Origin of the sequence: Streptomyces sp. NPDC014882, assembly GCF_043081325.1 — a bacterium.
Lineage (GTDB): Bacteria > Actinomycetota > Actinomycetes > Streptomycetales > Streptomycetaceae > Streptomyces.
Genome location: NZ_JBIBWL010000011.1, coordinates 1 through 24,939, shown reverse-complemented (window position 1 = coordinate 24,939; position 24,939 = coordinate 1). Strand labels below are relative to the sequence as shown.

The window sequence follows — 24,939 nt, the reverse complement described above, 5'->3', positions numbered from 1 at the left end:
CCGGACTCGCGGCCCACCGCCGTTTCGGACCGTCCCGCGCCGGCATCCGCGCCTCCGGCCCGGATCGCGACGCGAAGTCGCAGGTCAGACGCATTGTCGGTGCTCGGGTGCAGGATGGACCCATGGTCGGCGACACACACCGAGCCCTGGACGGCTTCTCCCCCGCGACCCGCGCCTGGTTCACGGGGGCGTTCTCCGCGCCCACCGCCGCCCAGGCGGGCGCGTGGCAGGCCATCGGAGAGGGGTCGGACGTCCTGGTGGTGGCCCCGACCGGCTCCGGCAAGACACTGGCCGCGTTCCTGGCGGCCCTGGACCAGCTCGCCTCGACGCCCCCGCCGGCCGACCCGAAGAAGCGCTGCCGCGTGTTGTACGTGTCACCGCTCAAGGCCCTCGCGGTCGACGTCGAGCGCAACCTGCGCAGCCCCCTCACCGGCATCCGCCAGGAGTCCGTGCGCCTGGGCCTGCCCGAGCCCGAGGTCAAGGTCGGCATCCGCTCCGGTGACACGCCGCCCGCCGAGCGCCGCGCGCTCTCCACGCGCCCTCCGGACATCCTGATCACCACCCCGGAGTCCCTGTTCCTGATGCTGACGTCGGCGGCCCGCGACGCGCTGACCGGCATCGAGACGGTGATCCTCGACGAGGTCCACGCCGTGGCGAGCACCAAGCGCGGCGCCCACCTCGCCCTCTCCCTGGAGCGCCTGGACGAGCTCCTGCCGAGGCCGGCCCGCCGTATCGGCCTCTCGGCCACGGTCCGTCCGGTCGACGAGGTGGCCCGTTACCTCTCCCCGCGCCGCAAGGTCGAGATCGTGCAGCCCGAGTCGGGCAAGGAGTTCGACCTCTCGGTGGTCGTCCCGGTGGAGGACCTGGGCGAGCTGGGCGGCTCCCCGGTCGCCGACGGCTCCGCGGGCGCGGAGCGCCCGTCGATCTGGCCGCACGTCGAGGAGCGCATCACCGACCTGGTCCAGGCCCACCGCTCCACGATCGTGTTCGCGAACTCCCGCCGCCTGGCGGAGCGCCTGTGCAACCGGCTCAACGAGATCGCCCACGAGCGGGCCACCGGGGAGCCCCTCGGCGAGCACCACGCCCCGGCCGACCTGATGGGCGGCTCGGGGGCGGCCCGGGGCGCCCCCGCGGTCATCGCGCGCGCCCACCACGGCTCGGTCTCCAAGGAGCAGCGCGCCCTGGTGGAGGAGGACCTCAAGGCCGGTCGCCTGCCCGCGGTGGTCGCCACCTCCAGTCTGGAGCTGGGCATCGACATGGGCGCGGTCGACCTGGTCGTCCAGGTCGAGTCCCCGCCGTCGGTGGCCTCCGGCCTCCAGCGCGTGGGCCGCGCGGGCCACCAGGTCGGAGCGGTCTCCACCGGTGTGGTCTTCCCGAAGTACCGGGGCGACCTGGTCCAGGCCGCGGTGGTCACCGAGCGCATGCGCACGGGCTCCATCGAGTCCCTGAGGATCCCGGCGAACCCGCTGGACGTGCTGGCCCAGCAGCTCGTCGCGATGACCGCGATGGACACCTGGCAGCTGGACGACCTGCTCGCCCTCGTCCGCCGCGCCGCGCCCTTCGCGTCCCTCCCCGAGTCGGCCTTCACGGCGGTCCTGGACATGCTCGCCGGCCGGTACCCGTCCGACGCCTTCGCCGAGCTGCGCCCGCGCGTGGTGTGGGACCGCGTGGCCGGCACGATCACCGGCCGTCCCGGCGCCCAGCGGCTCGCCGTGACCTCCGGCGGCACCATCCCGGACCGCGGTCTGTTCGGCGTGTTCCTCGCGGGCGCCGATCCCAAGAAGGGCGGCGGCCGGGTCGGCGAGCTGGACGAGGAGATGGTCTACGAGTCCCGCGTCGGTGATGTCTTCACCCTGGGCACCAGTTCCTGGCGCATCGAGGACATCACCCGCGACCGCGTCCTGGTCTCGCCCGCCCCGGGCGTGCCGGGCCGCCTGCCGTTCTGGAAGGGCGACCAGCTGGGCCGCCCGCTGGAACTGGGCCGCGCGGTCGGCGCGTTCCTGCGCGAGATCGGCTCGCTGCCCGGGGAGGACGCCCGGCGGCGCCTGCTCACCGCCGGCCTGGACGCCCGGGCCGCCGACAACGTCCTCTCCTACCTGGACGAACAGCGCCAGGCCTGCGGCCACGTCCCCGACGACCGCACCATCGTCGTGGAGCGTTTCCGCGACGAGCTGGGCGACTGGCGGGTCGTCGTGCACTCCCCCTTCGGCGCCCAGGTGCACGCCCCCTGGGCGCTCGCCCTCGGCGCCAGGCTGTCCGAGCGGTACGGCATGGACGCCCAGGTGATGCACGCCGACGACGGCATCGTCCTGCGGCTGCCCGACGCCGATCTCATGGGCCTGGACCTGCTCGACCAGCCGCCCCCGCAAGCCGGCACGGAGTACGACGCCGACCGGGCCCCGATCGGCGCGGCGGACGTCGTCCTCGACAAGGGCGACGTCGACCAGGTCGTCACCGACCAGGTGGGCGGCTCGGCCCTGTTCGCCGCCCGCTTCCGCGAGTGCGCCGCCCGCGCGCTGCTGCTGCCGCGCCGCAACCCCGGCAAGCGCACCCCGCTGTGGCAGCAGCGCCAGCGCGCCTCCCAGCTGCTCCAGGTGGCGAGCGAGTTCGGCTCGTTCCCGATCGTCCTGGAAGCGGTCCGCGAGTGCCTCCAGGACGTCTTCGACGTCCCCGGGCTCGTCGAGCTGATGGGCGACCTCGAGTCCCGCAGGGTGCGCCTGGTCGAGGTCACCACCCCGGAGCCGTCCCCCTTCGCCCGCTCCCTGCTGTTCGGTTACGTCGCCCAGTTCCTCTACGAGGGCGACTCCCCCCTCGCCGAACGCCGCGCCGCCGCCCTGTCGCTGGACTCACGGCTGCTGGCCGAGCTGCTCGGCCAGGCGGAGCTGCGCGAACTCCTCGACGCCGAGGTGCTCACCGAACTGGAGCGGGAACTCCAGTGGCTGTCCGAGGACCGCAGGGTGAAGGACGCCGAGGGCGTCGCGGACCTCCTGCGCGTGCTCGGCCCGCTCACCGACGCGGAACTGGCCGAACGGGGCGCCGAACCGCACTGGGCGCGCGATCTGGCCGCGGCCCGCCGCGCCATCGCGGTCCGCATCGCCGGTGTCGACCACTGGGCGGCCGTCGAGGACGCGGGCCGCCTGCGCGACGCCCTGGGCACGGCACTGCCCGTCGGTGTGCCGGAGGCCTTCACCGAACCGGTCAAGGACCCGCTCGGCGACCTCCTCGCCCGTCACGCACGCACCCACGGCCCGTTCACCTCGGCCGACGCCGCCGCCCGCTTCGGTCTAGGCGTCGCGGTCACCGAGGGCGCCCTCCAGCGGCTCGCGGCGGGCGGCCGCGTCGTGCAGGGCGAGTTCCACCCGGCCGGCATCGGCCAGGAGTGGTGCGACGCGACCGTCCTGCGCAGGCTGCGCCGCCGCTCCCTGGCCGCCCTGCGGCAGGAGCTCGAACCGGTCCCGCCCGCCGCGCTCGCCCAGTTCCTGCCCCAGTGGCAGCACATCGGCGCGGGCCACTCCCTGCGCGGCGTCGACGGCCTGGTGCGCGCGATCGAGCAGCTCCAGGGCGCTTCCGTGCCCGCCTCCGCCCTGGAGAGGCTCGTCATCCCGTCCCGCGTCAGGGGCTACACGCCGGCGATGCTCGACGAACTCACCGCCGCGGGGGAGGTCCTCTGGGTCGGCGCGGGCGCCCTGCCCGGCAAGGACGGCTGGGTGTCCCTGTACCTGGCGGACGCGGCACCGCTGCTCCTGGCCCCGCCGCACCCCCTGGAGCTGACGGCACTGCACCAGTCCGTCCTGGACGCCCTCGCCGGGGGCTACGGCCTGTTCTTCCGCCAGATCGCCGACCAGGTCCGTGCCACCACCCACCCCGAGGCCGGCGACCCCCAGCTGGCCGACATCGTCTGGGACCTGGCGTGGTCCGGCCGCCTCACCAACGACACGCTGGCGCCGATGCGCGCCCTGCTGGGCTCGGGCCGTACGGCCGGCTCCACCGCCCACCGCGCCAAGCGCGCGGTCCCCCGCGGGCGGTACGGCTCCCCCGCCGGCCGCTCCGCGTCCCGTGGCGGCCCCCCGACCGTCGCCGGCCGCTGGTCCCTCCTGCCGGCCCACGAGCCCGACCCCACCGTCCGCGCCCACGCGCTCGCCCGTACGCTCCTCGACCGGCACGGCGTGGTGACCCGGGGCGCGGTCGCGGCCGAGGGCCTGGAGGGCGGCTTCTCGGCGACGTACCGCATCCTGTCCGCCTTCGAGGACAGCGGCCAGGCCCGGCGCGGTTATGTCGTGGAGGGGCTCGGCGCCGCGCAGTTCGCGATGGACGGCGCCGTGGACCGCGTCCGCGCGGTGGCAGGCGCCCGTGACCGCGGCGAGCCGTCGCCGGGCCCGGCCGGCGCCCAGGACGCGTGGGGCCCCGGTACGGTCCCGTCCCGGCCGACCGGTCCGGAGCGGCCCGACGGAACCGGCGGCGGCGACGGACCGGACGGCGCCCACGCCGGGCCCGGCGCCGACGACCCCTTCGGCATCCCCGGCGGATTCCCCCCGGCCGACATCGACTGGGACTTCCCCGGCCTCGGCGGCGCCGCCGGCGCCCCGCCGGCTCCGGGCGAGTGGGTCTCACCGCGCGACTTCGCGCATCCCGGCCCCGGCGGCCCCCGGGGCGGCAGCGGCTCCCCGTACGCGCCCGGCTTCGCCGGCCGTCGCCCGCGCACCCCGTCGCCCGCCTCCCGTGCCGTCGTCCTCGCCGCGGCCGACCCGGCGAACGCGTACGGCGCCGCCCTGCCCTGGCCCGAGACGCCGACCGGCGCCGGACACAAGCCGGGCCGCAAGGCGGGCTCCCTCGTGGTGCTCGTGGACGGCGAGCTGACGCTCTACATGGAGCGCGGCGGCAAGACCCTGCTGGCCTGGCCCGCCGCCGCGGACCACGCCGACTCACCCGCCGACGACCCGCGGCTGCCCGCGGCGGCGGAGTCCCTCGCCGCGGCCGCCCGTGCGGGATCGCTCGGCACGGTCACGGTGGAGCGCGTCAACGGCGCCTCGGCCCTGACCTCCCCCTTCGGCGCCGTCCTGGAAGGAGCGGGCTTCATCGCGACGCCCCGCGGTCTGAGGCTGCGGGCATGACGAACCACCGGACGGCCGCAGGCCCCGCTCCCGTCGTGCCACCCTTGACTCATGCCTGAAGGCGACACGGTCTGGCAGGCCGCGAAACGGCTGCACGGTGCCCTCGCGGGCAAGGTGCTGACCCGCTCCGACCTGCGCGTTCCCCAGCACGCCACCGCCGACCTCACCGGTCGCGTCGTCCTCGACGTCACCGCGCGCGGCAAGCATCTCCTCACCCGCGTCGAGGGCGGTCTCACCCTCCACTCGCACCTGCGGATGGAGGGGGCCTGGAAGGTCTTCACGAACGGTCAACGCTGGACCGGTGGACCGGCCCACCAGATCCGCGCCGTCCTCGGCACCCACGACCGCACGGCCGTCGGCTACCGCCTCCCCGTGCTCGAACTGCTGCGCACCCCCGACGAGGAACGCGTGGTCGGCCACCTCGGGCCCGACCTGCTCGGCCCCGACTGGGATCCCGACCAGGCCCTCGCCAACCTCCTCGCCGACCCGGCCCGAGCCCTCGGCGAGGCCCTCCTCGACCAGCGCAACCTCGCCGGCATCGGCAACATCTACAAGAGCGAACTCTGCTTCCTCCTGGGTGTCACCCCCTGGCTGCCCGTGGGCGCCCTTCCCGCGGACCGCACCGCCGCGCTGCCGGCCTTCGCGAAGAGGCTCCTCGAGGCCAACCGCGACCGCCCGGTCCGCGTCACCACAGGCCGCAGCGGCCAGGCCCTGTTCGTCTACGGCCGCGCGGGCCGCCCCTGCCTGCGCTGCGGGACCCCGGTCCGCGTGGCCGACCAGGGCGACGGCTCCCGCGAGCGCCCCACGTACTGGTGCCCCGCCTGCCAGTCGGGCCCGGTCCCGGCACCGGGCTCCCCCGCCACGCGCCGCGTCCGCACCCGGCCCCGCCCCCGGACCACGGATTGACGGCCCGCCGGAAGCCCTCGTGTCGGAGCAGCCCCTTGTGCCGGCGCACAGCCGCACGTCCCGCAGCGGCGTGACGCACGGGCGCGCAGCCGCACACCGAGCCCCGCATGCCCCGCCCGTCCCCACCTGTCCCCGCCGGCAGGGCCGACCGGGCCGGCGAACCGAGGACGCCGCCCACAACCCGGGCGGCCACCCGCCACCGAACCCACGGCACCCGGCCGTCCTGCGTCCCTCACCCGCGTCGGCGACCGGCCCGTTCTCCCGCCCGACCCGCGCGGAACCCGCTCACGGGGCCTCAGCCCCGCCCCCCAGCTCTCCCCGCCCCTGCCTTGCCCTCGCTCGCTGCCCCCGCCAAGCACCCCTCCACCGCCCCGCCGCGAGGGCCCCCGCGGCCCGCGACTCGGCGACGCAGTGCACCGGCAGCAGACTCAGCCCCCAGCCACCGGCCGCGACGGCCCCTTCCAGCACCCCGGCGTCGGGCACGAGGGCGAGACGCACCGCGGCCCACCACCACACCGCCCCGAGCCCGAGCACGGCCCCCCGGCGCACTATCGGTCCCGCCCCGGCCGTCACCTACGGCCCACCACCGGGTCCCCCGTCGGCCCACCGCCCGCACCCACGCCGGCACCGGACACACGTACGACGCCGGGCAGCCGTGGCACGCCGGAGGCCGGGCACGGCGGACGCGGCGGGTCCGCGTCCGCCGCGTCCGCCGGGCGACTCTTCACGGCGTACATCCGCACCTCCGGGTCGATCACACCCGCCCTGACCCTCCACGATGACAGCAGCCCGCAACCGCGGCAAACGGACGCGGAGCACCCACGCAAAAACCCCGACCGCACCCCTCCGGATCTCCCGGAGAGGCCCCGGCCGGGGCCTCACGGCTGCCGTACGCCTACACGTACTCGCACCCGTCCCTACACACGTACTCGCTCACGCACGTACTCGTCGTCGGTCGACACACCCGGCCAGGGGCACGTCACGCGGCGACCACGTCCACCGCCTCGGCGGGCGCCTTGATGGTCACCCGCTCCGGTGGCACACCGGTCACCGACACGGAACCCAGCATCGGGCGAACCGACGCCGGTACAGGACCGCTGGGGGTGGCCGCAGCCGACTGGGCCAGCTCGGCGAGGGCGAGTTCGTCGCTCACTTCCCGCATGAGCTCGGACATCCGTACGTCCAGCGCGTCGCAGATGGCGGCGAGCAGCTCGGAGGAAGCCTCCTTCTGCCCCCGCTCCACCTCGGAGAGATAGCCGAGTGAGACTCGGGCGGACGAGGAGACTTCGCGCAGAGTACGGCCCTGGCGCTGGCGCTGCCGACGCAGCACGTCACCCAGCAGGCGACGGAGCAGAATCATCGGTGGCTCCCTCCTCGGACCGCGTAGCCGCATCCTTCACGCCCCACCGTACCGCCTTGCGCTGCGGCCGTGCGGGGAGCGATGTCGTGTTCACTCAGGGCTGCAAACATCAAAACCCCCCGTTCTGTTCCGTATCCTGTGCCCGCTCATTCCCGGTCTGTTCGCCCGCCAGCTCTCTCAGAAGCATGGCGAGTACGCTCCGTACACTCTCTCTACGAATTTCCGCCCGGCTGCCGTTCAACCGCAGGGCCTCCACTTTTCCGCCAGAGGCGGAACCGGAACCGGGCCCCGAGGGCCCCTCCGCCGCGACGAAGACCGTCCCCACGGGCCGGCCGTCCTGCGCGTCCGGGCCGGCGACTCCGGTGGTGGCGACGCCCCAGTCGGCGCCCAACGCCCTGCGCACACCGGCCGCCATCTGCGCCGCGACCTGCGGGTCCACCGCTCCGCGCGCGGCCAGCAGGCCCGCGTCCACGCCGAGCAGCTCGTGCTTGAGCGGCGTCGCGTACGCCGTGACCGATCCCCGGAAGACCCGGGACGCCCCGGGGACGGAGGTGATCTCCGCCGCGACCAGGCCACCCGTCAGCGACTCGGCGACGGCGAGCGTCTCGCCCCTCACTGTCAGTAGTCGCACCACGTCGGCGGCCGGGGAATTCACGCTCGTGTCTCCTCCGCGGCCGCCCGGCGCTCGGCGATGCCCTGCCGGCGCAGCACGACGGCCTGTCTCACGTAGTCGAGCCCGGTCACCACGGTGAGGACGACCGCGGCGGCCATCACCCACCAGCGCAGGGTGGCCAGCCAGCCCGTCAGCGCCAGGACGTACATCCCGACGGCGACGCCCTGGGTGAGCGTCTTCAGCTTGCCGCCCCGGCTCGCCGGGATGACGCCGTACCGGATGACCAGAAAACGCAGCAGGGTGATGCCGAGTTCCCGGCCGAGGATGACGCCCGTCACCCACCACGGCAGGTCGCCGAGGGCGGAGAGGCAGATCAGGGCCGCTCCCATGATCGCCTTGTCGGCGATCGGGTCGGCGATCTTCCCGAAGTCGGTGACGAGGTTGTAGGTCCGCGCCAGATGCCCGTCGAACAGGTCGGTGATCATGGCGACGGCGAAGGCCGCCCAGGCGAACGCGCGCCAGGCCGGGTCGTACCCGCCGTCGGCCAGCATGAGGGCGACGAAGCCGGGCACCAGGAGGAGCCGGAGCATCGTCAGCAGGTTGGCCACGTTCCAGACGCTGGCCTGGTTGACGGCCGCGGCCGCGATCCTCCCGCCCCGCGCGGGCCTGAGGGTCCCCTGCTCGTCCGGGGTGGCGCCGGTGACGTCGGTGCCCATCTCCGGGACCGCCCCGGGCGCGTCGGCGGGGGCGGGAGCACCGGGGGCGGGGCTCGTGGCGGCCCCCTTGGCCCGCGCGGAGCCTCCCGCGGCCGATGCCGGGACACCCGTCATCTGTCCGCCTCCTCACTACACCCGATCGAGCCCTGGAGGGGCTCGGCCACCAGGTCGACGCCTTCGGTGCCGACCACCTTCGCCTCGACCATACGACCGGCGCTCAGGCCCTCGCCGCTCGTGAGCAGCACCTGGCCGTCCGTCTCGGGCGCCTGGTGGGCGGCGCGGCCGTACACGCCGTCGGCGGGGTCCACCGACTCCACCAGCACGTGCAGGGTCTCGCCCAGCCGCTCCTCGGCGCGCTGCGAGACGAGTTCCTCGGCGAGCCGGGAGATCCGCGCGAGCCGGTCGGCGACGACGTCCTCGTGGAGCTTGTCCTCGTACGTCGCGGCCTCGGTGCCCTCCTCGTCGGAGTACCCGAAGACACCGATGGCGTCCAGGCGCGCGTGGTTCAGGAACCGCTCCAGCTCGGCCAGGTCGGCCTCGGACTCGCCGGGGAAGCCGACGATGAAGTTGGAGCGCACACCCGCCTCGGGCGCCTTGCTCCGGATGGTGTCGAGGAGTTCGAGGAAGCGGTCGGTGTCGCCGAAGCGGCGCATCGCGCGCAGCACGCCGGGCGCGGAGTGCTGGAAGGACAGGTCGAAGTAGGGGGCGACCTTCGGCGTGGAGGTCAGCACGTCGATCAGGCCGGGCCGCATCTCGGCCGGCTGGAGGTAGCTGACCCGCACCCGCTCGAGGCCGTCGACCTCCGCCAGTTCGGGCAGCAGCGACTCCAGGAGCCGGATGTCGCCGAGGTCCTTGCCGTAGGAGGTGTTGTTCTCGGAGACCAGCATGATCTCCTTGACGCCCTGCTCGGCCAGCCACCGCGTCTCGTTCAGCACGTCGCTGGGGCGGCGGGAGATGAAGGAGCCGCGGAAGGAGGGGATGGCGCAGAAGGAGCAGCGCCGGTCGCAGCCGGAGGCGAGCTTGACCGAGGCGACCGGGTTGCCGTCGAGCCTGCGGCGCAAGGGCGCGCGGGGCCCGGAGGCCGGTGCGAGCCCGTCGGGGAGGTCCGCCGGAGCGTGTCCGGGAAGGGCCACCGAGCCGGCCGACTCCTGCCGCTGCGCGGGGCTGATCGGCAGCAGCTTGCGTCGGTCGCGCGGGGTGTGGGAGGCGTGGATGCCGCCGTTGAGGATGGTCTGGAGGCGGTCGGAGATGTCGGCGTAGTCGTCGAAGCCGAGGACGCCGTCGGCCTCCGGGAGGGCCTCGGCGAGGTCCTTGCCGTAGCGCTCGGCCATGCAGCCCACCGCCACGACGGCCTGGGTCCTGCCATGGCCCTTGAGGTCGTTGGCCTCCAGGAGGGCGTCGACGGAGTCCTTCTTGGCGGCGTCGACGAAGCCGCAGGTGTTGACGACGGCGACGTCCGCGTCCTCGGCGTCCTCCACGAGCTGCCAGCCGTCCGCCTCCAAACGGCCTGCGAGCTCCTCCGAGTCCACCTCGTTACGGGCGCAGCCAAGGGTGACGAGTGCGACGGTACGGCGTTCAGGCATGGGCTCAAGACTACTTTGTCTGGCCGACACCCCCTGCCGACGGGGTTGGCGACCTTCGGGGAGGGCACGGCGAAGGGGCCGGCGATCACCGCCGACCCCTGTGCGCACCGGGCACCGCCCGCCTCACCCGGCCTGCGGGTCGCCCTTCGTGTACGTCAGGCGCTCCACGGCTCCCGGCTTGAAGTCGTCGTCGATCTTCTTGCCGTTGACGTACAGCTGGATCGCGCCGGCGTCGCCGAGGACGAGGTTGACCTTCTCGCTGTCCTGGAAGGTCTGGGACTCGCCCTGCTTGAGCAGGCCGTCGAAGAGCAGCCGGCCGTTGTGGTCCTTCGCGGAGATCCAGCTCTTGCCGTCGGTGGCCGTGACCTGGACGGTCACCTTGTCCTGCGGAGCCGCGGCGATGGCGCTGTCGGAGGGTTCCGGCTTCTCGTCGACGGGCTTCTCGGTCTTCGGCGTCGGGGTGGCGGGCGCGCTGCTCGTCGGGGCGGTGCCGTCGGCGACGTCGGTGGTGCCGTCGCCGCCCTTGAACGCGGTGAACCCGACGAACCCGACCACGGCGACGATCGCGGCGACCATGGCCGCGGTCCAGTTCGGGCCGCGCCGTTCGGGACGGATGCGCTCCGCCTCGAACATGGGTGCCGCCGGGGTCGGCGCCGGGCGGCCGCCGTGCGCGGCGTCGTACTGCTCGATCAGCGGGGCGGGATCGAGTCGGACGGCCCTGGCCAGGGTCCGGATGTGACCGCGCGCGTAGACGTCGCCGCCGCAGGGCGCGAAGTCGTCCGCCTCGATGGCGTGCACGATGGCGATGCGGACCCGGGTGGCGGTGCTGACGTCGTCGACGGTGAGCCCGACCGCGATGCGGGCCTGCTGGATGGCTCGGCCGATGGAGGGGTGGGCCGGCTCGGAAACGTCTTCGAACGGACGCTCGTCTTCAGGGGAGTTGCCGATGGACACGGGGGCGCCTTTCGAGCGTGTAGCCACCTGTGCTGGAGGTTCAGTCTAGGGGGGGTACGAAAGGGAGGGGCAACCGGGCGGTAGGACTTTGTACGCCATCGGTATGGCCGGACACGCCGATGACGGGCGGGTACGGCTCCCCTGCGGGACCCGTACCCGTGTTCTCGCTCAACTTGACGTACGACGAGGGAAAACGGTTGCCCGGCCCTGTCTAACGGGTGGGTCACGGACGCCCGCCTTCCCCCTGTCCGGACGTCTACCCTTCGGACTCCCCGCGGATCACGGCGAGCACTCCGTCCAGCTCATCGGGTTTCACCAGAACGTCACGTGCCTTGGATCCCTCGCTCGGGCCGACGATGTTCCGCGACTCCATCAGGTCCATCAGCCGTCCGGCCTTGGCGAAGCCGACGCGCAGCTTGCGCTGGAGCATCGAGGTCGACCCGAACTGGGTGGACACGACCAGCTCGGCCGCCTGGCACAGCAGGTCCAGGTCGTCGCCGATGTCCTCGTCGATCTCCTTCTTCTGCTTGGTCCCGACGGTGACGTCGTCCCGGAAGACGGGCGCCATCTGGTCCTTGCAGTGCTGCACGACCAGGGCGACCTCGGCCTCGGTGACGAACGCGCCCTGCATGCGCGTCGGTTTGTTCGCGCCCATCGGCAGGAACAGCCCGTCGCCCTTGCCGATCAGCTTCTCGGCCCCCGGCTGGTCGAGGATGACCCGCGAGTCGGCGAGCGAGGAGGTGGCGAACGCCAGCCGCGACGGGACGTTCGCCTTGATCAGGCCGGTCACGACGTCCACCGACGGCCGCTGGGTGGCCAGCACCAGGTGGATGCCGGCCGCACGCGCGAGCTGCGTGATCCGCACGATCGAGTCCTCGACGTCCCGCGGCGCGACCATCATCAGGTCGGCCAGCTCGTCGACGATCACCAGCAGGTAGGGGTACGGCTGGAGCTCGCGCTCACTGCCCTCGGGCTTCTTGACGGTCCCCTCCCGCACGGCGCGGTTGAAGTCGTCGATGTGCCGGTAGCCGTACGCGGCGAGGTCGTCGTACCGCAGGTCCATCTCGCGCACGACCCACTGGAGCGCCTCGGCGGCCCGCTTCGGGTTGGTGATGATCGGCGTGATCAGGTGCGGGATGCCCTCGTAGGCGGTCAGCTCGACGCGCTTGGGGTCGACCAGGATCATCCGGACGTCCTCGGGGGTCGCCCGGATCATGACCGAGGTGATCAGGCAGTTGATGCACGACGACTTGCCGGAACCGGTGGCGCCGGCGACGAGTATGTGCGGCATCTTCGCCAGCGAGTGCATGACGTAGCCGCCCTCGACGTCCTTGCCGAAGGCGACCAGCATCGGATCGTCGTCCTCGGCGGACTCGGCCAGCCGGAGCACGTCGCCCAGGTTGACCATCTCGCGGTCGGTGTTGGGGATCTCGATGCCGACCGCCGACTTGCCCGGGATCGGGGAGATGATCCGCACGTCCGGACTGGCGACGGCGTAGGCGATGTTCTTCGTCAGGGCGGTGATCCGCTCGACCTTCACGGCGGGGCCGAGTTCGACCTCGTAGCGCGTGACCGTCGGGCCGCGGGTGAAACCGGTGACGGCGGCGTCGACCTTGAACTCCGAGAAGACGTTGGTGAGCGAGGCGACCACCGCGTCGTTGGCCGCGCTGCGCACCTTGCCCGGGCCGCCGCGCGTGAGGAGGTCGAGCGAGGGCAGCGCGTAGGTGATGTCACCGGACAGCTGGAGCTGCTCGGCGCGCGGCGGCAGCTCGCGCGGGGCCTCGGGAGCGGCCTTGGTCAGGTCGGGGACGATGCCGGCCGCGGGCTTGTCCGGCCGGGGGCGGGCGGCGGGGGCCGGCACGGGCGTCGGCGTGGTGGGCTCGCGGTCGCCGGCGCTCACGCCCTGGGTGAGGTCGGCGACGATCCGGGAGGGCGGCATGCCGTGCAGCACGGCCCCGTCGAGATCGGCCGCGGCGGACGCCGCGATGTCGACGGCGTCCCTCTGCCGGTCCATCGCGGGCTGCGGCACCGCCGAGCGCCGGGGCCGCCCGCGGCGCCGGCCGAGGGCCTCCTGCTCCGCGCTCCCGGGGTCGTACGCCTCGGGGGCGCCGGAGCGGCGCCGGGGGCGTGCGGGCAGCGCCTCGCGCCACTGCTCGTCGTACCGCTCGTCGTCGCCGAACTCGTCGTACTCCTCGGCCGCCGCCTCGTGCAGCACACCGAGGCGCACCCCGAGCTGCCGCAGCCGCTGCGGGACGGCGTTGACGGGCGTGGCGGTGACGACCAGCAGCCCGAAGACGGTGAGCAGCACGAGCAGCGGTACGGCGAGGACCTCGCCCATGGCGTACGTCAGCGGGGTCGCGGCGGACCAGCCGATGAGGCCGCCGGCGTCCCTTATCGCCTGCATGCCGGCGCTGCGGGCGGGCGAGCCACAGGCGATGTGGACCTGCCCGAGCACGCCGACGAGCAGCGCCGACAGTCCGATCATGATGCGGCCGTTGGCCTCGGGTTTCTCCGGATGCCGGATGAACCGTACGGCGACGACGGCGAGCAGGATCGGCACGAGCAGGTCGAGCCGGCCGAAGGAGCCGGTCACCAGGATCTCGACGAGGTCGCCGACCGGACCGCGCAGATCGGCCCAGGTGCCCGCGGCGACGATCAGCGCGACGCCGAGCAGCAGCAGCGCGACGCCGTCCTTGCGGTGGGCGGGGTCGAGGTTCCTGGCTCCGCTCCCTATGCCGCGGAAGACCGCGCCGACGGCGTGCGCCAGGCCCAGCCAGACGGCGCGGACGATCCGGTAGACGCCCCCGGTGGGACTGGGGGCCGGCCGGGGCGCGGGCTTCTTGGCCGCGACCCTGCGGACGGGCGCCTTCTTCGCCGGGGCCTTCCTGGCGGCGGCCTTCCTCGCCGGAGCCTTCGCGGGAGCGACCGCCTTCTTGGCGGGCTGCTTCTTGGCTGCGGAGGGACGTGAGGCCATGGTGTGAGGTTACCGGGGGAGACGGCAGGGGACACGCGTGACCGCTGCTTCACCCGTTCGTGTCGCTCCCGGAGAGGCGCGGAACTGACGCGCGGCCCTGTCCGGCTGACATCCGCTCACGCACAACTGCGGCACGGCCCGTGCCCGTTCCGGTTCAGCCCTGCGACGTCACGGGAGGCGGGCCGCCTCCGGTGCCGGGCTCCAGCGCGTCCAGCGCCCGACGCAGACCGGTGAGTTTGCGCTCCAGATGCGCCGCCGTGGCCACTGCCGCCGCGTCCGCCGACTCGTCGTCGAGCTGCTTGGACAGCGCCTCGGCCTGCTCCTCGACGGCCGCGAGCCGCGCGGACAGCTCGGCCAGCAGCCCGGCCGACTCCTTGACGTCACCGGCCGCCGCCTTGCCGCCGCCACCCTCCAACTGGAGCCGCAGCAGGGCCGCCTGCTCCCGCAGCTGGCAGTTCTTCATGTACAGCTCGACGAACACGGAGACCTTCGCGCGCAGCACCCACGGGTCGAACGGCTTGGAGATGTAGTCCACCGCCCCCGCCGCGTACCCGCGGAAGGTGTGGTGCGGACCGTGGTTGATCGCCGTGAGGAAGATGATCGGGATGTCCCGGGTCCGCTCCCGCCGCTTGATGTGCGCAGCCGTCTCGAAACCGTCCATTCCCGGCATCTGAACGTCCAGCAGAATGACCGCGAAGTCGTCCGTCAGCAGCGCTTTGAGCGCTTCTTCCCCGGACGATGCCCGCACCAGCGTCTGATCGAGCGCCGAGAGGATCGCCTCCAGCGCCAGCAGATTCTCCGGCCGGTCATCGACCAGGAGGATCTTGGCCTTCTGCACCATGGCCCGCCCTCCTCGCCCCGGCAGTGCACCGGGCGCCGCCCCTGGGGACGACTCCTTTGCGCCGCCCTTCCTTGTGCCGGTCATGGTAGCCGCACCCCGACCGTCGCCACACCCTGTCACCGTGATGTCACTGTGCACGTAGCGGGAACGGGGCGGCGGACCAGAAGGTTCCCGGGATCCCACTCCTCTACACGCCCTCGGACACCAGGAGTCGACAGCTTCCCCCGTTTTCCCCCGTCCCCGCACGATTCCCGTCACTCGGCGCGCATCCACTGCTCCATCACCGTCAGCAGGTGGTCGGGGTCCACCGGCTTGGTGACGTAGTCGGACGCGCCCGACTCGATCGCCTTCTCCCGGTCGCCCTTCATCGCCTTCGCGGTGAGCGCGATGATCGGCAGGCCGGAGAACTGCGGCATCCGGCGGATCGCCGTGGTCGTCGCGTACCCGTCCATCTCCGGCATCATGATGTCCATCAGGACGACCGCCACGTCCTCGTGCTGCTCCAGGACCTCGATGCCCTCGCGGCCGTTCTCCGCGTACAGCACCGACAGCCCGTGCTGCTCCAGGACGCTCGTCAGCGCGAACACGTTACGGATGTCGTCGTCGACGATCAGCACCTTCTCGCCGCCGAACCGGATGCCCCGGGACTCCTGCGGCGCCGCCTCCTGCCGCACGGGCGCCCACTGCTCGGGCCGCCCGACCTGCGGCTCGCCCCCGGCCACCGAGCGGCGCCGGCGCCGGAACAGCGCCGCCGGACCGTTCTGCGTGTCCTGGTACGACCGCACCTCGGCCGGCGTCTGGATCTGCTGCCCGGACAGCTCCGAGCGCTCCCGCGTTCCGCTCTCGGACGCCACCAGGTCGCCGGCCTCCAGCTGGGGCACGGGCTGCTGGTAGCCCTGCGGCGGCAGCTCGCTCGGGTGCAGCGGCAGGTACAGCGTGAACGTCGAGCCGCGTCCCGGCTCGCTCTGGGCGTAGATCTCGCCGCCGAGCAGCTGCGCGATCTCCCGCGAGATCGACAGCCCCAGGCCCGTGCCGCCGTACTTGCGGCTCGTGGTGCCGTCGGCCTGCTTGAACGCCTCGAAGATCACCCGCATCTTGCCGGCCGCGATCCCGATGCCCGTGTCGGTCACCGAGAACGCGATCAGCGGCGCGTCCGCGTCGGCCAGCGAACCGGCCTCCAGCAACTGCTCCCGGATCGCCACCGGCACGTCCGTCCCGGCCGGCCGGATGACCAGCTCCACCGAGCCGGAGTCGGTGAACTTCACCGCGTTGGACAGCAGGTTGCGCAGCACCTGGAGCAGCCGCTGCTCGTCCGTGTGCAGCGTGGCCGGCAGCTCCGGCGACACCCGCACGGACAGGTCCAGGCCCTTCTCCGCGGTGAGCGGCCGGAAGGTGGCCTCCACGTAGTCCACGAGCTGCACGAGCGCGATGCGCGTCGGGGAGACGTCCATCTTGCCCGCCTCGACCTTCGACAGGTCGAGGATGTCGTTGATCAGCTGGAGCAGGTCGGAACCGGCCCCGTGGATCGTCTCGGCGAACTCGACCTGCTTCGGCGAGAGGTTCCCCTCGGCGTTGTCGGCGAGCAGCTTGGCCAGGATCAGCAGCGAGTTGAGCGGCGTGCGCAGCTCGTGCGACATGTTGGCGAGGAACTCGCTCTTGTAGCGCATCGACACCGCGAGCTGCTCGGCCCGCTCCTCCAGGACCTGCCGCGCCTCCTCGATCTCGGTGTTCTTCACCTCGATGTCCCGGTTCTGCCGGGCCAACAGCTCCGCCTTCTCCTCCAGTTCGGCGTTGGACGCCTGGAGGGCCTTCTGCCGCTGCTCCAACTCCGCCGACCGCTCGCGCAGTTGCTCGGTCAGCTCCTGCGACTGCTTCAGCAGCTGCTCCGTCTTGGTGTTGACGGAGATGGTGTTGACGCTGGTCGCGATCATCTCGGCGAGCTGGTTGAGGAAGTCCTTCTGGATCTGCGTGAACAACGTGAAGGAGGCGAGCTCGATCACCCCGAGCACCTTGCCCTCGAACAGCACCGGCAGCACGATCACCTGCGCCGGGGGCGCCTCCCCGAGCCCCGAGGAGATCTTCAGGTAGCCGCTCGGCGCGTTGGAGACGATGATCGTCCGCTTCTCCTCGGCCGCCGTGCCCACCAGCGCCTCACCCGGCCGGAACGAGGTCGGCATCGACCCCATCGAGTAGCCGTACGAGCCCAGCATCCGCAGCTCGTACCGGTCGTCCGCGCCGTCGGCCGTCGGCATCGCCAGGAAGAACGCCCCGTGCTGCGCGGCCACCAGCGGCGGCAGCTCGCTCATGATCAGCGAGGCCACGTCCTCCAGGTCGCGCCGGCCCTGCATCAACGCGGACACGCGCGCGAGGTTGCCCTTGAGCCAGTCCTGCTCCTTGTTGGCGATCGTGGTGTCGCGCAGGTTGGCGATCATCTTGTTGATGTAGTCCTGGAGTTCCTGGATCTCGCCGGACGCGTCCACGTCGATCTTCAGGTTCAGGTCGCCGCGCGTCACCGCGGTCGCCACCCGCGCGATGGCCCGCACCTGCCGGGTCAGGTTCCCGGCCATCTCGTTCACCGACTCGGTGAGGTCGCGCCAGGTGCCGTCCACGTCACGCACGCGTGCCTGACCGCCGAGCTGCCCCTCGGTGCCCACCTCACGGGCGACGCGGGTGACCTCCTCGGCGAACGAGGACAGCTGGTCGACCATCGTGTTGATGGTCGTCTTCAGCTCCAGGATCTCCCCGCGCGCGTCGATGTCGATCTTCTTCGTCAGGTCGCCCTTGGCGATGGCCGTCGTGACCATGGCGATGTTGCGCACCTGGCCGGTCAGGTTGGACGCCATGCCGTTCACCGAGTCGGTGAGGTCCTTCCACGTGCCCGCCACACCCGGCACGTGCGCCTGACCGCCCAGGATCCCGTCCGTGCCCACCTCCCGGGCCACCTTGGTGACCTGCTCGGCGAACGAACTCAGCGTCCTCACCATGGTGTTGAAGGTGTCGGCGAGCTGCTGCACCTCGCCGCGCGCCTCGATGGTCACCTGCCGCGTCAGGTCGCCGTTGGCCACGGCCGCCGCGACCTGGGAGATGTTGCGCACCTGCATGGTCAGGTTCTTGGCCATCAGGTTGACGTTGCCGCTGAGGTCCTTCCAGATGCCCGTGACGCCCGGCACGTGCGCCTGGCCGCCCAGGATGCCCTCGGTGCCCACCTCACGGGCCACCCGCGTCACCTGCTCGGCGAACGACGAGAGCTGGTCCACCATCGTGTTGACGGTGGTGACGAGTTCGAGGATCTCGCCCTTGGCGTCGACGGTGATCTTCTTCGACAGGTCGCCCTTGGCGACCGCGGTCGTGACCTCGGCGATCTGACGCACCTGGATGGTCAGGTTGTTCGCCATGAAGTTCACGGACTGGGTGAGGTCCTTCCAGGTGCCGGAGACCCCCTGCACCTCGGCCTGCCCGCCGAGCTGCCCCTCCGTACCCACCTCACGGGCCACGCGCGTGACCTCCTGGGCGAACGACGACAGCTGGTCCACCATCGTGTTCAGGGTGTTCTTCAGCTCCAGGATCTCCCCGCGCGCGTCCACGGTGATCTTCTGGGACAGGTCACCGCGGGCCACGGCGGTGGCGACCTGCGCGATGTTGCGCACCTGCGCGGTGAGGTTGCCGGCCATGCCGTTCACGGAGTCCGTCAGGTCCCGCCACACACCGGCGACGCCCGGCACCTGCGCCTGCCCGCCGAGCTGCCCGGCGGTGCCCACCTCGCGCGCCACCCGCGTCACCTGGTCGGCGAACGCGGAGAGCTGGTCGACCATCGTGTTGATGGTGTTCTTCAGCTCCAGGATCTCCCCGCGCGCGTCGACGTCGATCTTCTGCGACAGGTCGCCCCGGGCCACGGCCGTCGTCACCTGCGCGATGTTGCGCACCTGCGACGTCAGGTTCCCCGCCATCGAGTTGACGGAGTCGGTGAGCTCCTTCCACGTGCCGGACACGCCGTCCACGCGGGCCTGCCCGCCGAGCCGGCCCTCCGTGCCCACGTCCCGCGCCATCCGCGTCACCTGGTCGGCGAACGACGACAGCTGGTCCACCATCGTGTTCACGGTGTTCTTCAGCTGGGCCATCTCACCCGACACGTCCACGGTGACCTTCTGCGACAGGTCGCCGTTGGCCACCGCCGTCGTCACCTGGGCGATGTTCCTCACCTGTCCGGTGAGATTCCGGAACGCCGTGTTGACGGAGTCCGTCAGGTCCTTCCACGTCCCGGCCGCGCCCGACACCTGCGCCTGACCGCCCAGCTCGCCCTCGACACCGATCTCGCGCGCCACGCGCGTGACCTCGGCACCGAAGGCCGACAGCTGGTCGACCATCCCGTTGACGGTGTTCTTCAGCTCCAGCATCTCGCCGGCCACGTCCACGGTGACCTTCTGCGACAGGTCGCCGTTGGCCACCGCCGTCGTCACCGCGGCGATGTCCCGCACCTGTGTCGTGAGGTTGCGGAACACGGTGTTGACCGAGTCGGTGAGGTCCTTCCACGTGCCGGCCGCGCCCGGCACGTTCGCCTGGCCGCCCAGCTGTCCCGCCGCACCGACCTCGTTGGCGACGCGCGTGACCTCGTCCGCGAAGATCCGCAGCGTCTCCGTCATCTGGTTGATCGTCTCGGCGAGCTGGGCGACCTCACCGCGCGCCGGCACCGTCACCTTCCGCGACAGGTCGCCGTTGGCGACCGCCGTCGTGACCTCGGCGATCCCGCGCACCTGGGCCGTGAGGTTCCCGGCCATGGTGTTCACGGAATCGGTGAGTTCCTTCCACACACCGTCGACGCCGGACACCCGCGCCTGACCGCCCAGGATGCCCTCGGTGCCCACCTCCCGGGCCACCCGCGTCACCTCGGACGAGAACGCCGAGAGCTGGTCCACCATCGTGTTGACGGTGTTCTTCAGCTCCAGCATCTCGCCCTCGACGTGCACGGTGACCTTGCGCGACAGGTCGCCCTTGGCCACCGCCGTCGTCACCAGCGCGATGTCGCGCACCTGGGCCGTCAGCCGCTCGGCCATCGTGTTGACGGACTCCGTCAGGTCCTTCCAGGAACCCGACATGCCGCGCACCTGGGCCTGCCCGCCCAGCTTGCCCTCGGTGCCCACCTCACTGGCCACGCGCGTGACCTCGTCGGTGAACGTCGACAGCTGGTCGACCAGGTTGTTGACCGTCCGCCCGACCTTCAGGAACTCCCCGCGCAGCGGGTGCCCCGCCCCTTCGGGGGTGTGCGTCCGCAGCTCCATGCGCGGCGACAGGTCACCCTCGGCGACCGCCGACAGCACCCGCCCGACCTCGGAGACCGGCCGCACGAGGTCGTCGACCAACGCGTTCGAGTTGTCGATGGCGGCCGCCCAGGAACCCTCGCAGGCCCCCGTCTCCAGCCGCTCGGTGAGCTTGCCCTCACGCCCGACCATGCGTCGTACGCGCGACAGTTCACCCGTGAGGTGCAGATTGCGGTCGGCCACCTCGTTGAAGACGGCCGCGATCTCCGACATCACGCCGTCGCCGGACACCGTGAGCCGCTTGCGGAAGTTCCCCTCCCGCATCGAGACCAGGGCGGCCAGCAGCCGGTTCAGGGCCGCGGTGTCCACCGTCGTGGTCCCCCTTCGGGGTGATCGCTGCCCGCTCAGGGTCTGTCCGCCTTTCGCGCGCGCCTTCGTGCCCCGCGTCGCTGCGCCAGACTCCACGTTGTCCCTCCCGGAGGGGTCGACCGTCGTACTGCCGATGTAATCAGGCAGGCCCAAGAAGCTGCTGCCCGGCGAACACACAAGACACCCAGTCTGCCGGACCTTCACAAGAAACCTGCCCAGTGTTTCACCCCGGCCGAACCCGGCCATAACAGTTCGGCAGCTTTCGCACACCGTCCGCACACGCCGAGGCGGAAAGACCACTGACCGGCACCCGCGGGGACGGGGAAGGTAAGTAACCTTGCATGCGGCTGTCCAGCCACGCCGGCCCGTCCGGTCTGGGCGGTGGCACGAGCACGAGCGGGCATCGGAGGGGCGGCCGCACACATGACCACCGGACTGATCCCGGGGGGACAGCCCCCGGACCCCCGGCCGACGAGCGCGCTTCCGCCCCGGCAGCGACGCGAGCAGGACAGCCGGGAACATGCCAAGCACGTCGACGACCGGCCGAGGAGTTCTGTGATCACCGCGCGCGCGGCTGCCAGTTTCGAGCCCGTCGGGCGATCCGTCGCGACCGCCCGCGGATTCGTCCGCGACACCCTCCAGGGCTGGGGCTTCGCCGACATCATCGACGACGCCGTCGTGCTGACGAGCGAACTGGTGACGAACGCGGTCGTCCACGCGGGCACCCACGCGGACCTCCTCTGCCTGCGCCACGAGGACGCCGTCCGCATCGAGGTGGCCGACCGCTACCCGGAACGCGAGATCCCGCTCCAGGGCTCCCCCACCACCATGGGCAGCCCCGACCGCGAGGGCGGCCGCGGCCTCCAGCTGTGCGCGGCCATCGCCGCCCGCTGGGGCGTCGAGTACACCCCCACCCACAAGACCGTCTGGTTCCGGCTCGACCTGCCCGACCGCCCGGTGGGGACCCGCTCGGCGGGCCCGGCGCTGCCCGCCGACCTGCTGCCGCTGGCCGACAGCCGGGTCCGCGTCGCGGTCGTCCAGATCGACCGCACCGGCGCCGTCTCGGCCTGGAACGAGGACGCCGAGGAACTCTTCGGCTACGCCGCCGACCTGGTCGTCGGCAAGCCCCTCACCGACCTCGCGGCCTGGCCGCACACCCCCGGCACCAGCACCGGCATCGCCGAGGCCCTCCAACTCTCCCGCTGGGAGGGCAGTTACGGCATCCGCGGCGCCGACGGCCGCGTGATCCCGGTCTACGCCTCCCACCTGCGGGTCCGCGACACCGGCGGCGCCCCCTCCACCGTCTGCCTCCTCGTCCGCGATCACGAACGCGCCGTCCTGCAGTCACCGACGCGCGTCCCCGCCACCGACACCGGCCCCTCGGACGGCCAGAGCACGGACCCCTTCGAGGTCTTCATCGGCTCGCCCGCGCCCGACGACCTCGACGGCCTCCTCCAGCGCACGGTGGAACGCGCCCGCGACATGCTCGACGGCGACTCCGCCTTCCTCCTCCTCGCGACCGACGACGAGACGGAGCTGGAGGTCCGTGCCTCCACGGGCCTGCCCTCCGCCCGCCAGCGCTTCGCCCGCGTCCCCGTCGAGGCCGGCCCCGGCCGGTACGGCTCCGCCCGCATGCCGGCCGTCCACGAGGACCTCCTCGCCGTCCCCGGCGCGGTCCCCCTCCTCGACGGCACCGGCATGCGCTCGGTCGTCACGGTCCCGCTGAAGGTCGAGGGCCGCCTCACCGGTTCCCTGGGCGTCGCGGCCGAGGGCCCCGGCCGCTACTCCAACGAGGAGGCCCTGCGCCTCCAGTTCGCCGCGGACCGCATCGCGCTGGCCGTCGAGTCGGCCCGCCTGGGCGAGCTGGAGCGGCTGCGCCGCGGCTCCCTCAGTTTCCTCGTGGAGGCCTCCGACCTGCTGGCCGGCACCCTCGACCGCGACCAGACCCTGGCCCTGATGGCGCAGATGACGGTCCCGACGCTGGCCACCTGGTGCGCGGTCTACACGATCGCCGACCAGGCCTCCGAGCCGTACCTGTCGTACGTCCTGCACGAGGACGAGGAACTCATCGACGGCATCAAGTCGCTGCTCTCGAAGATCTCCCCGCCGGACCCGGTCCCCACCCCGGGCGCCCGCGTCTGGCCGGCCCCCGGCCAGGCGGCGCACGACGCGGCCCTGCGCAGTTCGATGCGCAGCCTGGGCCTGTCCGGCGGGCCGGCCCACCAGATGTCCTCGGGCATCGGCCCCACCCTGGCCACCGCCTCCGCGGTGGGCGGCGAGACCGTCGTCCTCCCCCTGGTCGCCCGCAACCGCGTCATCGGCATGCTGACCCTGGGCAAGCCCACCGACGAGCACTTCCGCCAGGAGATCCTGGAGCTGGCCGAGGACCTCAGCCGCAGGGCGGCCCTCGCCCTCGACAACGCCCGTCTCTACTCCGAGCGCACGGCGATCAGCCAGTCCCTCCAGCGCAGCCTCCTGCCCCCGGAACTCCCCGACATCGACGGCGTCGAGGTGGAGGTCATCTACCGCGCGGCGGGCGAGGGCAACGAGGTCGGCGGCGACTTCTACGACCTCTTCCCGATCAGCGACGGGGCCTACGGCTTCGCCATCGGCGACGTCTGCGGCACCGGCCCGAACGCGGCGGCGGTGACGGGCCTCGCCCGCCACGCCCTGCGCCTGCTGGCGAGGGAGGGCCTCAGCGGCCCGGCGGTCCTGGAGCGCCTCAACTCCGCGATCCTCGACGAGGGCGCCCGCAGCCGCTTCCTGACCCTCCTGTACGGCGAGATGCGCCCGCAGGCCGACGGCAGCGCGGAGCTGAAGGTGGTCTGCGCCGGCCATCCCCTCCCCCTGCGGCTGCGCCAGGACGGCACGGTCGAGCCGGCGGCCGAACCCCAGCCGCTCCTCGGCGTCATGGAGGACCTGGAGCTGTACGAGGAGACCGTCACCCTCGATCCGGGCGACGTCCTGCTCTGTGTCACCGACGGCGTCACCGAGCGCCGTGAGGGCACCCGCATGCTGGGGGACGACGGTCTCGCCGACGTGCTCACCACCTGCACGGGTCTGACGGCGGGCGCGGTCGCGGCCCGCATCATGCGCGCGGTCGAGCGCTTCGCGTCGGACGCCCCGTCGGACGACATGGCCATCCTCGCGATGCGCGTGGCGTGACGCGCGTGGCGTGACGAAGCCCGGGAACGAAAGAATCCCCCCGCCCGAAAGGGCGGGGGGATTTCTCTTCCGTGGAGCCCCCTAACGGAATCGAACCGTTGACCTTCTCCTTACCATGGAGACGCTCTGCCGACTGAGCTAAGGGGGCCAGTCACTTGTCGGGGTTTCCCCCGCGGCAACGGAATAGATCATACCCCGAACGGAGCCCTGTTCCCAAACTCGCTCAGAAGGCGGGTTGAAGCAGTCCCCCGAGCGCGTTGCAGGCGGACACGATCCGCTGCATGTCCCGTTTCGTCAGCGAGGCGTCGACCGGCAGCGCCAGCGTCTCGTCGGCGGCCAGCTCGCTCTGCGGGAGCGACACGTGGCGGCGGAAGCCGGCCAGCCGGTGCAGCGGAGTCCTCACCGGCACCCGGCAGTCAACTCCCCTGGTCCGCAGGGCCCGTGCGAACGCGTCCCGATCGGGTCGCCCGTTCCCCGGTACCCGCACGACGTACTGCTGATAGGTGTGGCCGTCCCCGCCGTCGGGCGTGCGCACCCCGCGCAACCGCGCGTCGAGGTAGGCGGCCCGCTCCCGCCGCTGCGCCACCTCGTCGTACGGCGCGTCGGACTCCGCCTGTTCCAGCACCAGCAGCCCGTACCGCTGTCCCACCTCGCGCAGCCGGCCGACGTCGGCCGGCCGGCCGAACCGGTGTACGGCAACGACGGCCGCCGTCCGCGGAGTCATGGCTGCTTCGAGGGAGACCGTGTCCAGGCAGTAGGTCACCGGGTCCACGTCGGCGAAGGCGGGCAGCGCACCGGCCCGGATGACGGCTTCGGCGACTTCGAGGTTGCCGAACGCCGGCACGACGACCTCGTCACCGGCTCCGACACCTGCGGCCCTGAGCATTTCGGCAGTACCCATGCCGTGGATGCTGGGCGCCGGACATGAACGTCAAGTGACCGAAAACAAAAAAGGGTTGGGCTCCGAACCGAAGTTCAGGGCCCAACCCTTTGAAAAATTGTTCGGCGGCGTCCTACTCTCCCACAGGGTCCCCCCTGCAGTACCATCGGCGCTGTGAGGCTTAGCTTCCGGGTTCGGAATGTGACCGGGCG

13 protein-coding genes, 1 tRNA gene and 1 rRNA gene are annotated in these 24,939 nt (G+C 72.4%); 3 read left to right on the top strand and 12 right to left on the bottom strand.

From position 1 onward, the window contains the following. The first annotated feature begins 122 nt into the window (after positions 1-122). Together ACF09K_RS23780 and ACF09K_RS23775 are read left to right on the top strand one after the other, a co-directional pair. The gene (locus ACF09K_RS23780; protein ID WP_392246465.1) at positions 123-5,111 is read left to right on the top strand and encodes an ATP-dependent helicase; all 4,989 of its coding nucleotides are present in this window, start codon (positions 123-125) and stop codon (positions 5,109-5,111) included. A 51-nt stretch (positions 5,112-5,162) separates the two neighbouring features. Continuing rightward, on the top strand, positions 5,163-6,017 hold the full coding sequence (locus tag ACF09K_RS23775) for an Fpg/Nei family DNA glycosylase (RefSeq protein WP_392246463.1): 855 nt from the start codon (positions 5,163-5,165) through the stop codon (positions 6,015-6,017). Between the two features lie 285 nt (positions 6,018-6,302). On the opposite strand, the gene ACF09K_RS23770 is transcribed toward ACF09K_RS23775, so the two are convergent. The 9 genes from ACF09K_RS23770 to ACF09K_RS23730 all read right to left on the bottom strand — a co-directional run bounded on the left by ACF09K_RS23770 (position 6,303) and on the right by ACF09K_RS23730 (position 20,778). Next, positions 6,303-6,590 carry a hypothetical protein gene (locus ACF09K_RS23770; protein WP_392246461.1) on the bottom strand — a complete coding sequence of 96 codons (288 nt, stop codon included), beginning with the start codon at positions 6,588-6,590 and terminating at the stop codon, positions 6,303-6,305. Between the two features lie 406 nt (positions 6,591-6,996). Then, a complete protein-coding gene (locus ACF09K_RS23765; RefSeq protein ID WP_073497352.1) occupies positions 6,997-7,377 on the bottom strand; it encodes a helix-turn-helix domain-containing protein in 381 nt (126 codons plus the stop codon). Positions 7,378-7,486: 109 nt separating this feature from the next. Beyond that, positions 7,487-8,032 (bottom strand): CinA family protein, encoded by a 546-nt coding sequence (locus ACF09K_RS23760; RefSeq protein ID WP_392246459.1) that lies wholly within the window; start codon positions 8,030-8,032, stop codon positions 7,487-7,489. Then, complete coding sequence (gene pgsA, locus ACF09K_RS23755; protein WP_392246458.1) at positions 8,029-8,820, bottom strand: CDP-diacylglycerol--glycerol-3-phosphate 3-phosphatidyltransferase; 792 nt, start codon at positions 8,818-8,820, stop codon at positions 8,029-8,031. Before pgsA ends, ACF09K_RS23760 begins: the two co-directional genes overlap by 4 nt. Beyond that, complete coding sequence (gene rimO / locus ACF09K_RS23750; protein ID WP_392246456.1) at positions 8,817-10,289, bottom strand: 30S ribosomal protein S12 methylthiotransferase RimO; 1,473 nt, start codon at positions 10,287-10,289, stop codon at positions 8,817-8,819. Before rimO ends, pgsA begins: the two co-directional genes overlap by 4 nt. 123 nt (positions 10,290-10,412) lie before the next feature. Next, the gene (locus ACF09K_RS23745) at positions 10,413-11,243 is read right to left on the bottom strand and encodes a helix-turn-helix domain-containing protein (protein ID WP_392246454.1); all 831 of its coding nucleotides are present in this window, start codon (positions 11,241-11,243) and stop codon (positions 10,413-10,415) included. Positions 11,244-11,499: 256 nt separating this feature from the next. Beyond that, positions 11,500-14,217 carry a DNA translocase FtsK gene (locus ACF09K_RS23740; RefSeq protein WP_392246452.1) on the bottom strand — a complete coding sequence of 906 codons (2,718 nt, stop codon included), beginning with the start codon at positions 14,215-14,217 and terminating at the stop codon, positions 11,500-11,502. A 154-nt stretch (positions 14,218-14,371) separates the two neighbouring features. Continuing rightward, positions 14,372-15,058 carry a two-component system response regulator gene (locus ACF09K_RS23735; protein ID WP_392246450.1) on the bottom strand — a complete coding sequence of 229 codons (687 nt, stop codon included), beginning with the start codon at positions 15,056-15,058 and terminating at the stop codon, positions 14,372-14,374. Between the two features lie 254 nt (positions 15,059-15,312). Beyond that, the gene (locus ACF09K_RS23730; RefSeq protein ID WP_392246448.1) at positions 15,313-20,778 is read right to left on the bottom strand and encodes a HAMP domain-containing protein; all 5,466 of its coding nucleotides are present in this window, start codon (positions 20,776-20,778) and stop codon (positions 15,313-15,315) included. A 327-nt stretch (positions 20,779-21,105) separates the two neighbouring features. Between ACF09K_RS23730 and ACF09K_RS23725 the strand changes: the two genes are divergently transcribed. Next, complete coding sequence (locus tag ACF09K_RS23725) at positions 21,106-23,847, top strand: SpoIIE family protein phosphatase (protein WP_392246446.1); 2,742 nt, start codon at positions 21,106-21,108, stop codon at positions 23,845-23,847. Between the two features lie 72 nt (positions 23,848-23,919). Here the strand turns inward: ACF09K_RS23725 and ACF09K_RS23720 are convergent. The 3 genes from ACF09K_RS23720 to rrf form a co-directional block, all read right to left on the bottom strand. Further along, positions 23,920-23,995: transfer RNA gene (locus ACF09K_RS23720), tRNA-Thr, on the bottom strand. A gap of 75 nt (positions 23,996-24,070) precedes the next feature. Next, positions 24,071-24,733 (bottom strand): DegT/DnrJ/EryC1/StrS family aminotransferase, encoded by a 663-nt coding sequence (locus ACF09K_RS23715; protein ID WP_392246765.1) that lies wholly within the window; start codon positions 24,731-24,733, stop codon positions 24,071-24,073. Between the two features lie 114 nt (positions 24,734-24,847). Further along, positions 24,848-24,939 (bottom strand): 5S ribosomal RNA (gene rrf / locus ACF09K_RS23710); the annotation flags it as partial.

Excerpts from the sequence above, each read along its gene's own strand:
- ACF09K_RS23780 (WP_392246465.1), top strand. The coding sequence starts at position 123 with ATGGTCGGCGACACACACCGAGCCCTGGACGGCTTCTCCCCCGCGACC.
- ACF09K_RS23775 (WP_392246463.1), top strand. The coding sequence starts at position 5,163 with ATGCCTGAAGGCGACACGGTCTGGCAGGCCGCGAAACGGCTGCACGGT.
- ACF09K_RS23765 (WP_073497352.1), bottom strand. The coding sequence starts at position 7,377 with ATGATTCTGCTCCGTCGCCTGCTGGGTGACGTGCTGCGTCGGCAGCGC.
- pgsA (WP_392246458.1), bottom strand. The coding sequence starts at position 8,820 with ATGACGGGTGTCCCGGCATCGGCCGCGGGAGGCTCCGCGCGGGCCAAG.
- rimO (WP_392246456.1), bottom strand. The coding sequence starts at position 10,289 with ATGCCTGAACGCCGTACCGTCGCACTCGTCACCCTTGGCTGCGCCCGT.
- ACF09K_RS23740 (WP_392246452.1), bottom strand. The coding sequence starts at position 14,217 with ATGGCCTCACGTCCCTCCGCAGCCAAGAAGCAGCCCGCCAAGAAGGCG.
- ACF09K_RS23735 (WP_392246450.1), bottom strand. The coding sequence starts at position 15,058 with ATGGTGCAGAAGGCCAAGATCCTCCTGGTCGATGACCGGCCGGAGAAT.
- ACF09K_RS23725 (WP_392246446.1), top strand. The coding sequence starts at position 21,106 with ATGACCACCGGACTGATCCCGGGGGGACAGCCCCCGGACCCCCGGCCG.
- ACF09K_RS23715 (WP_392246765.1), bottom strand. The coding sequence starts at position 24,733 with ATGCTCAGGGCCGCAGGTGTCGGAGCCGGTGACGAGGTCGTCGTGCCG.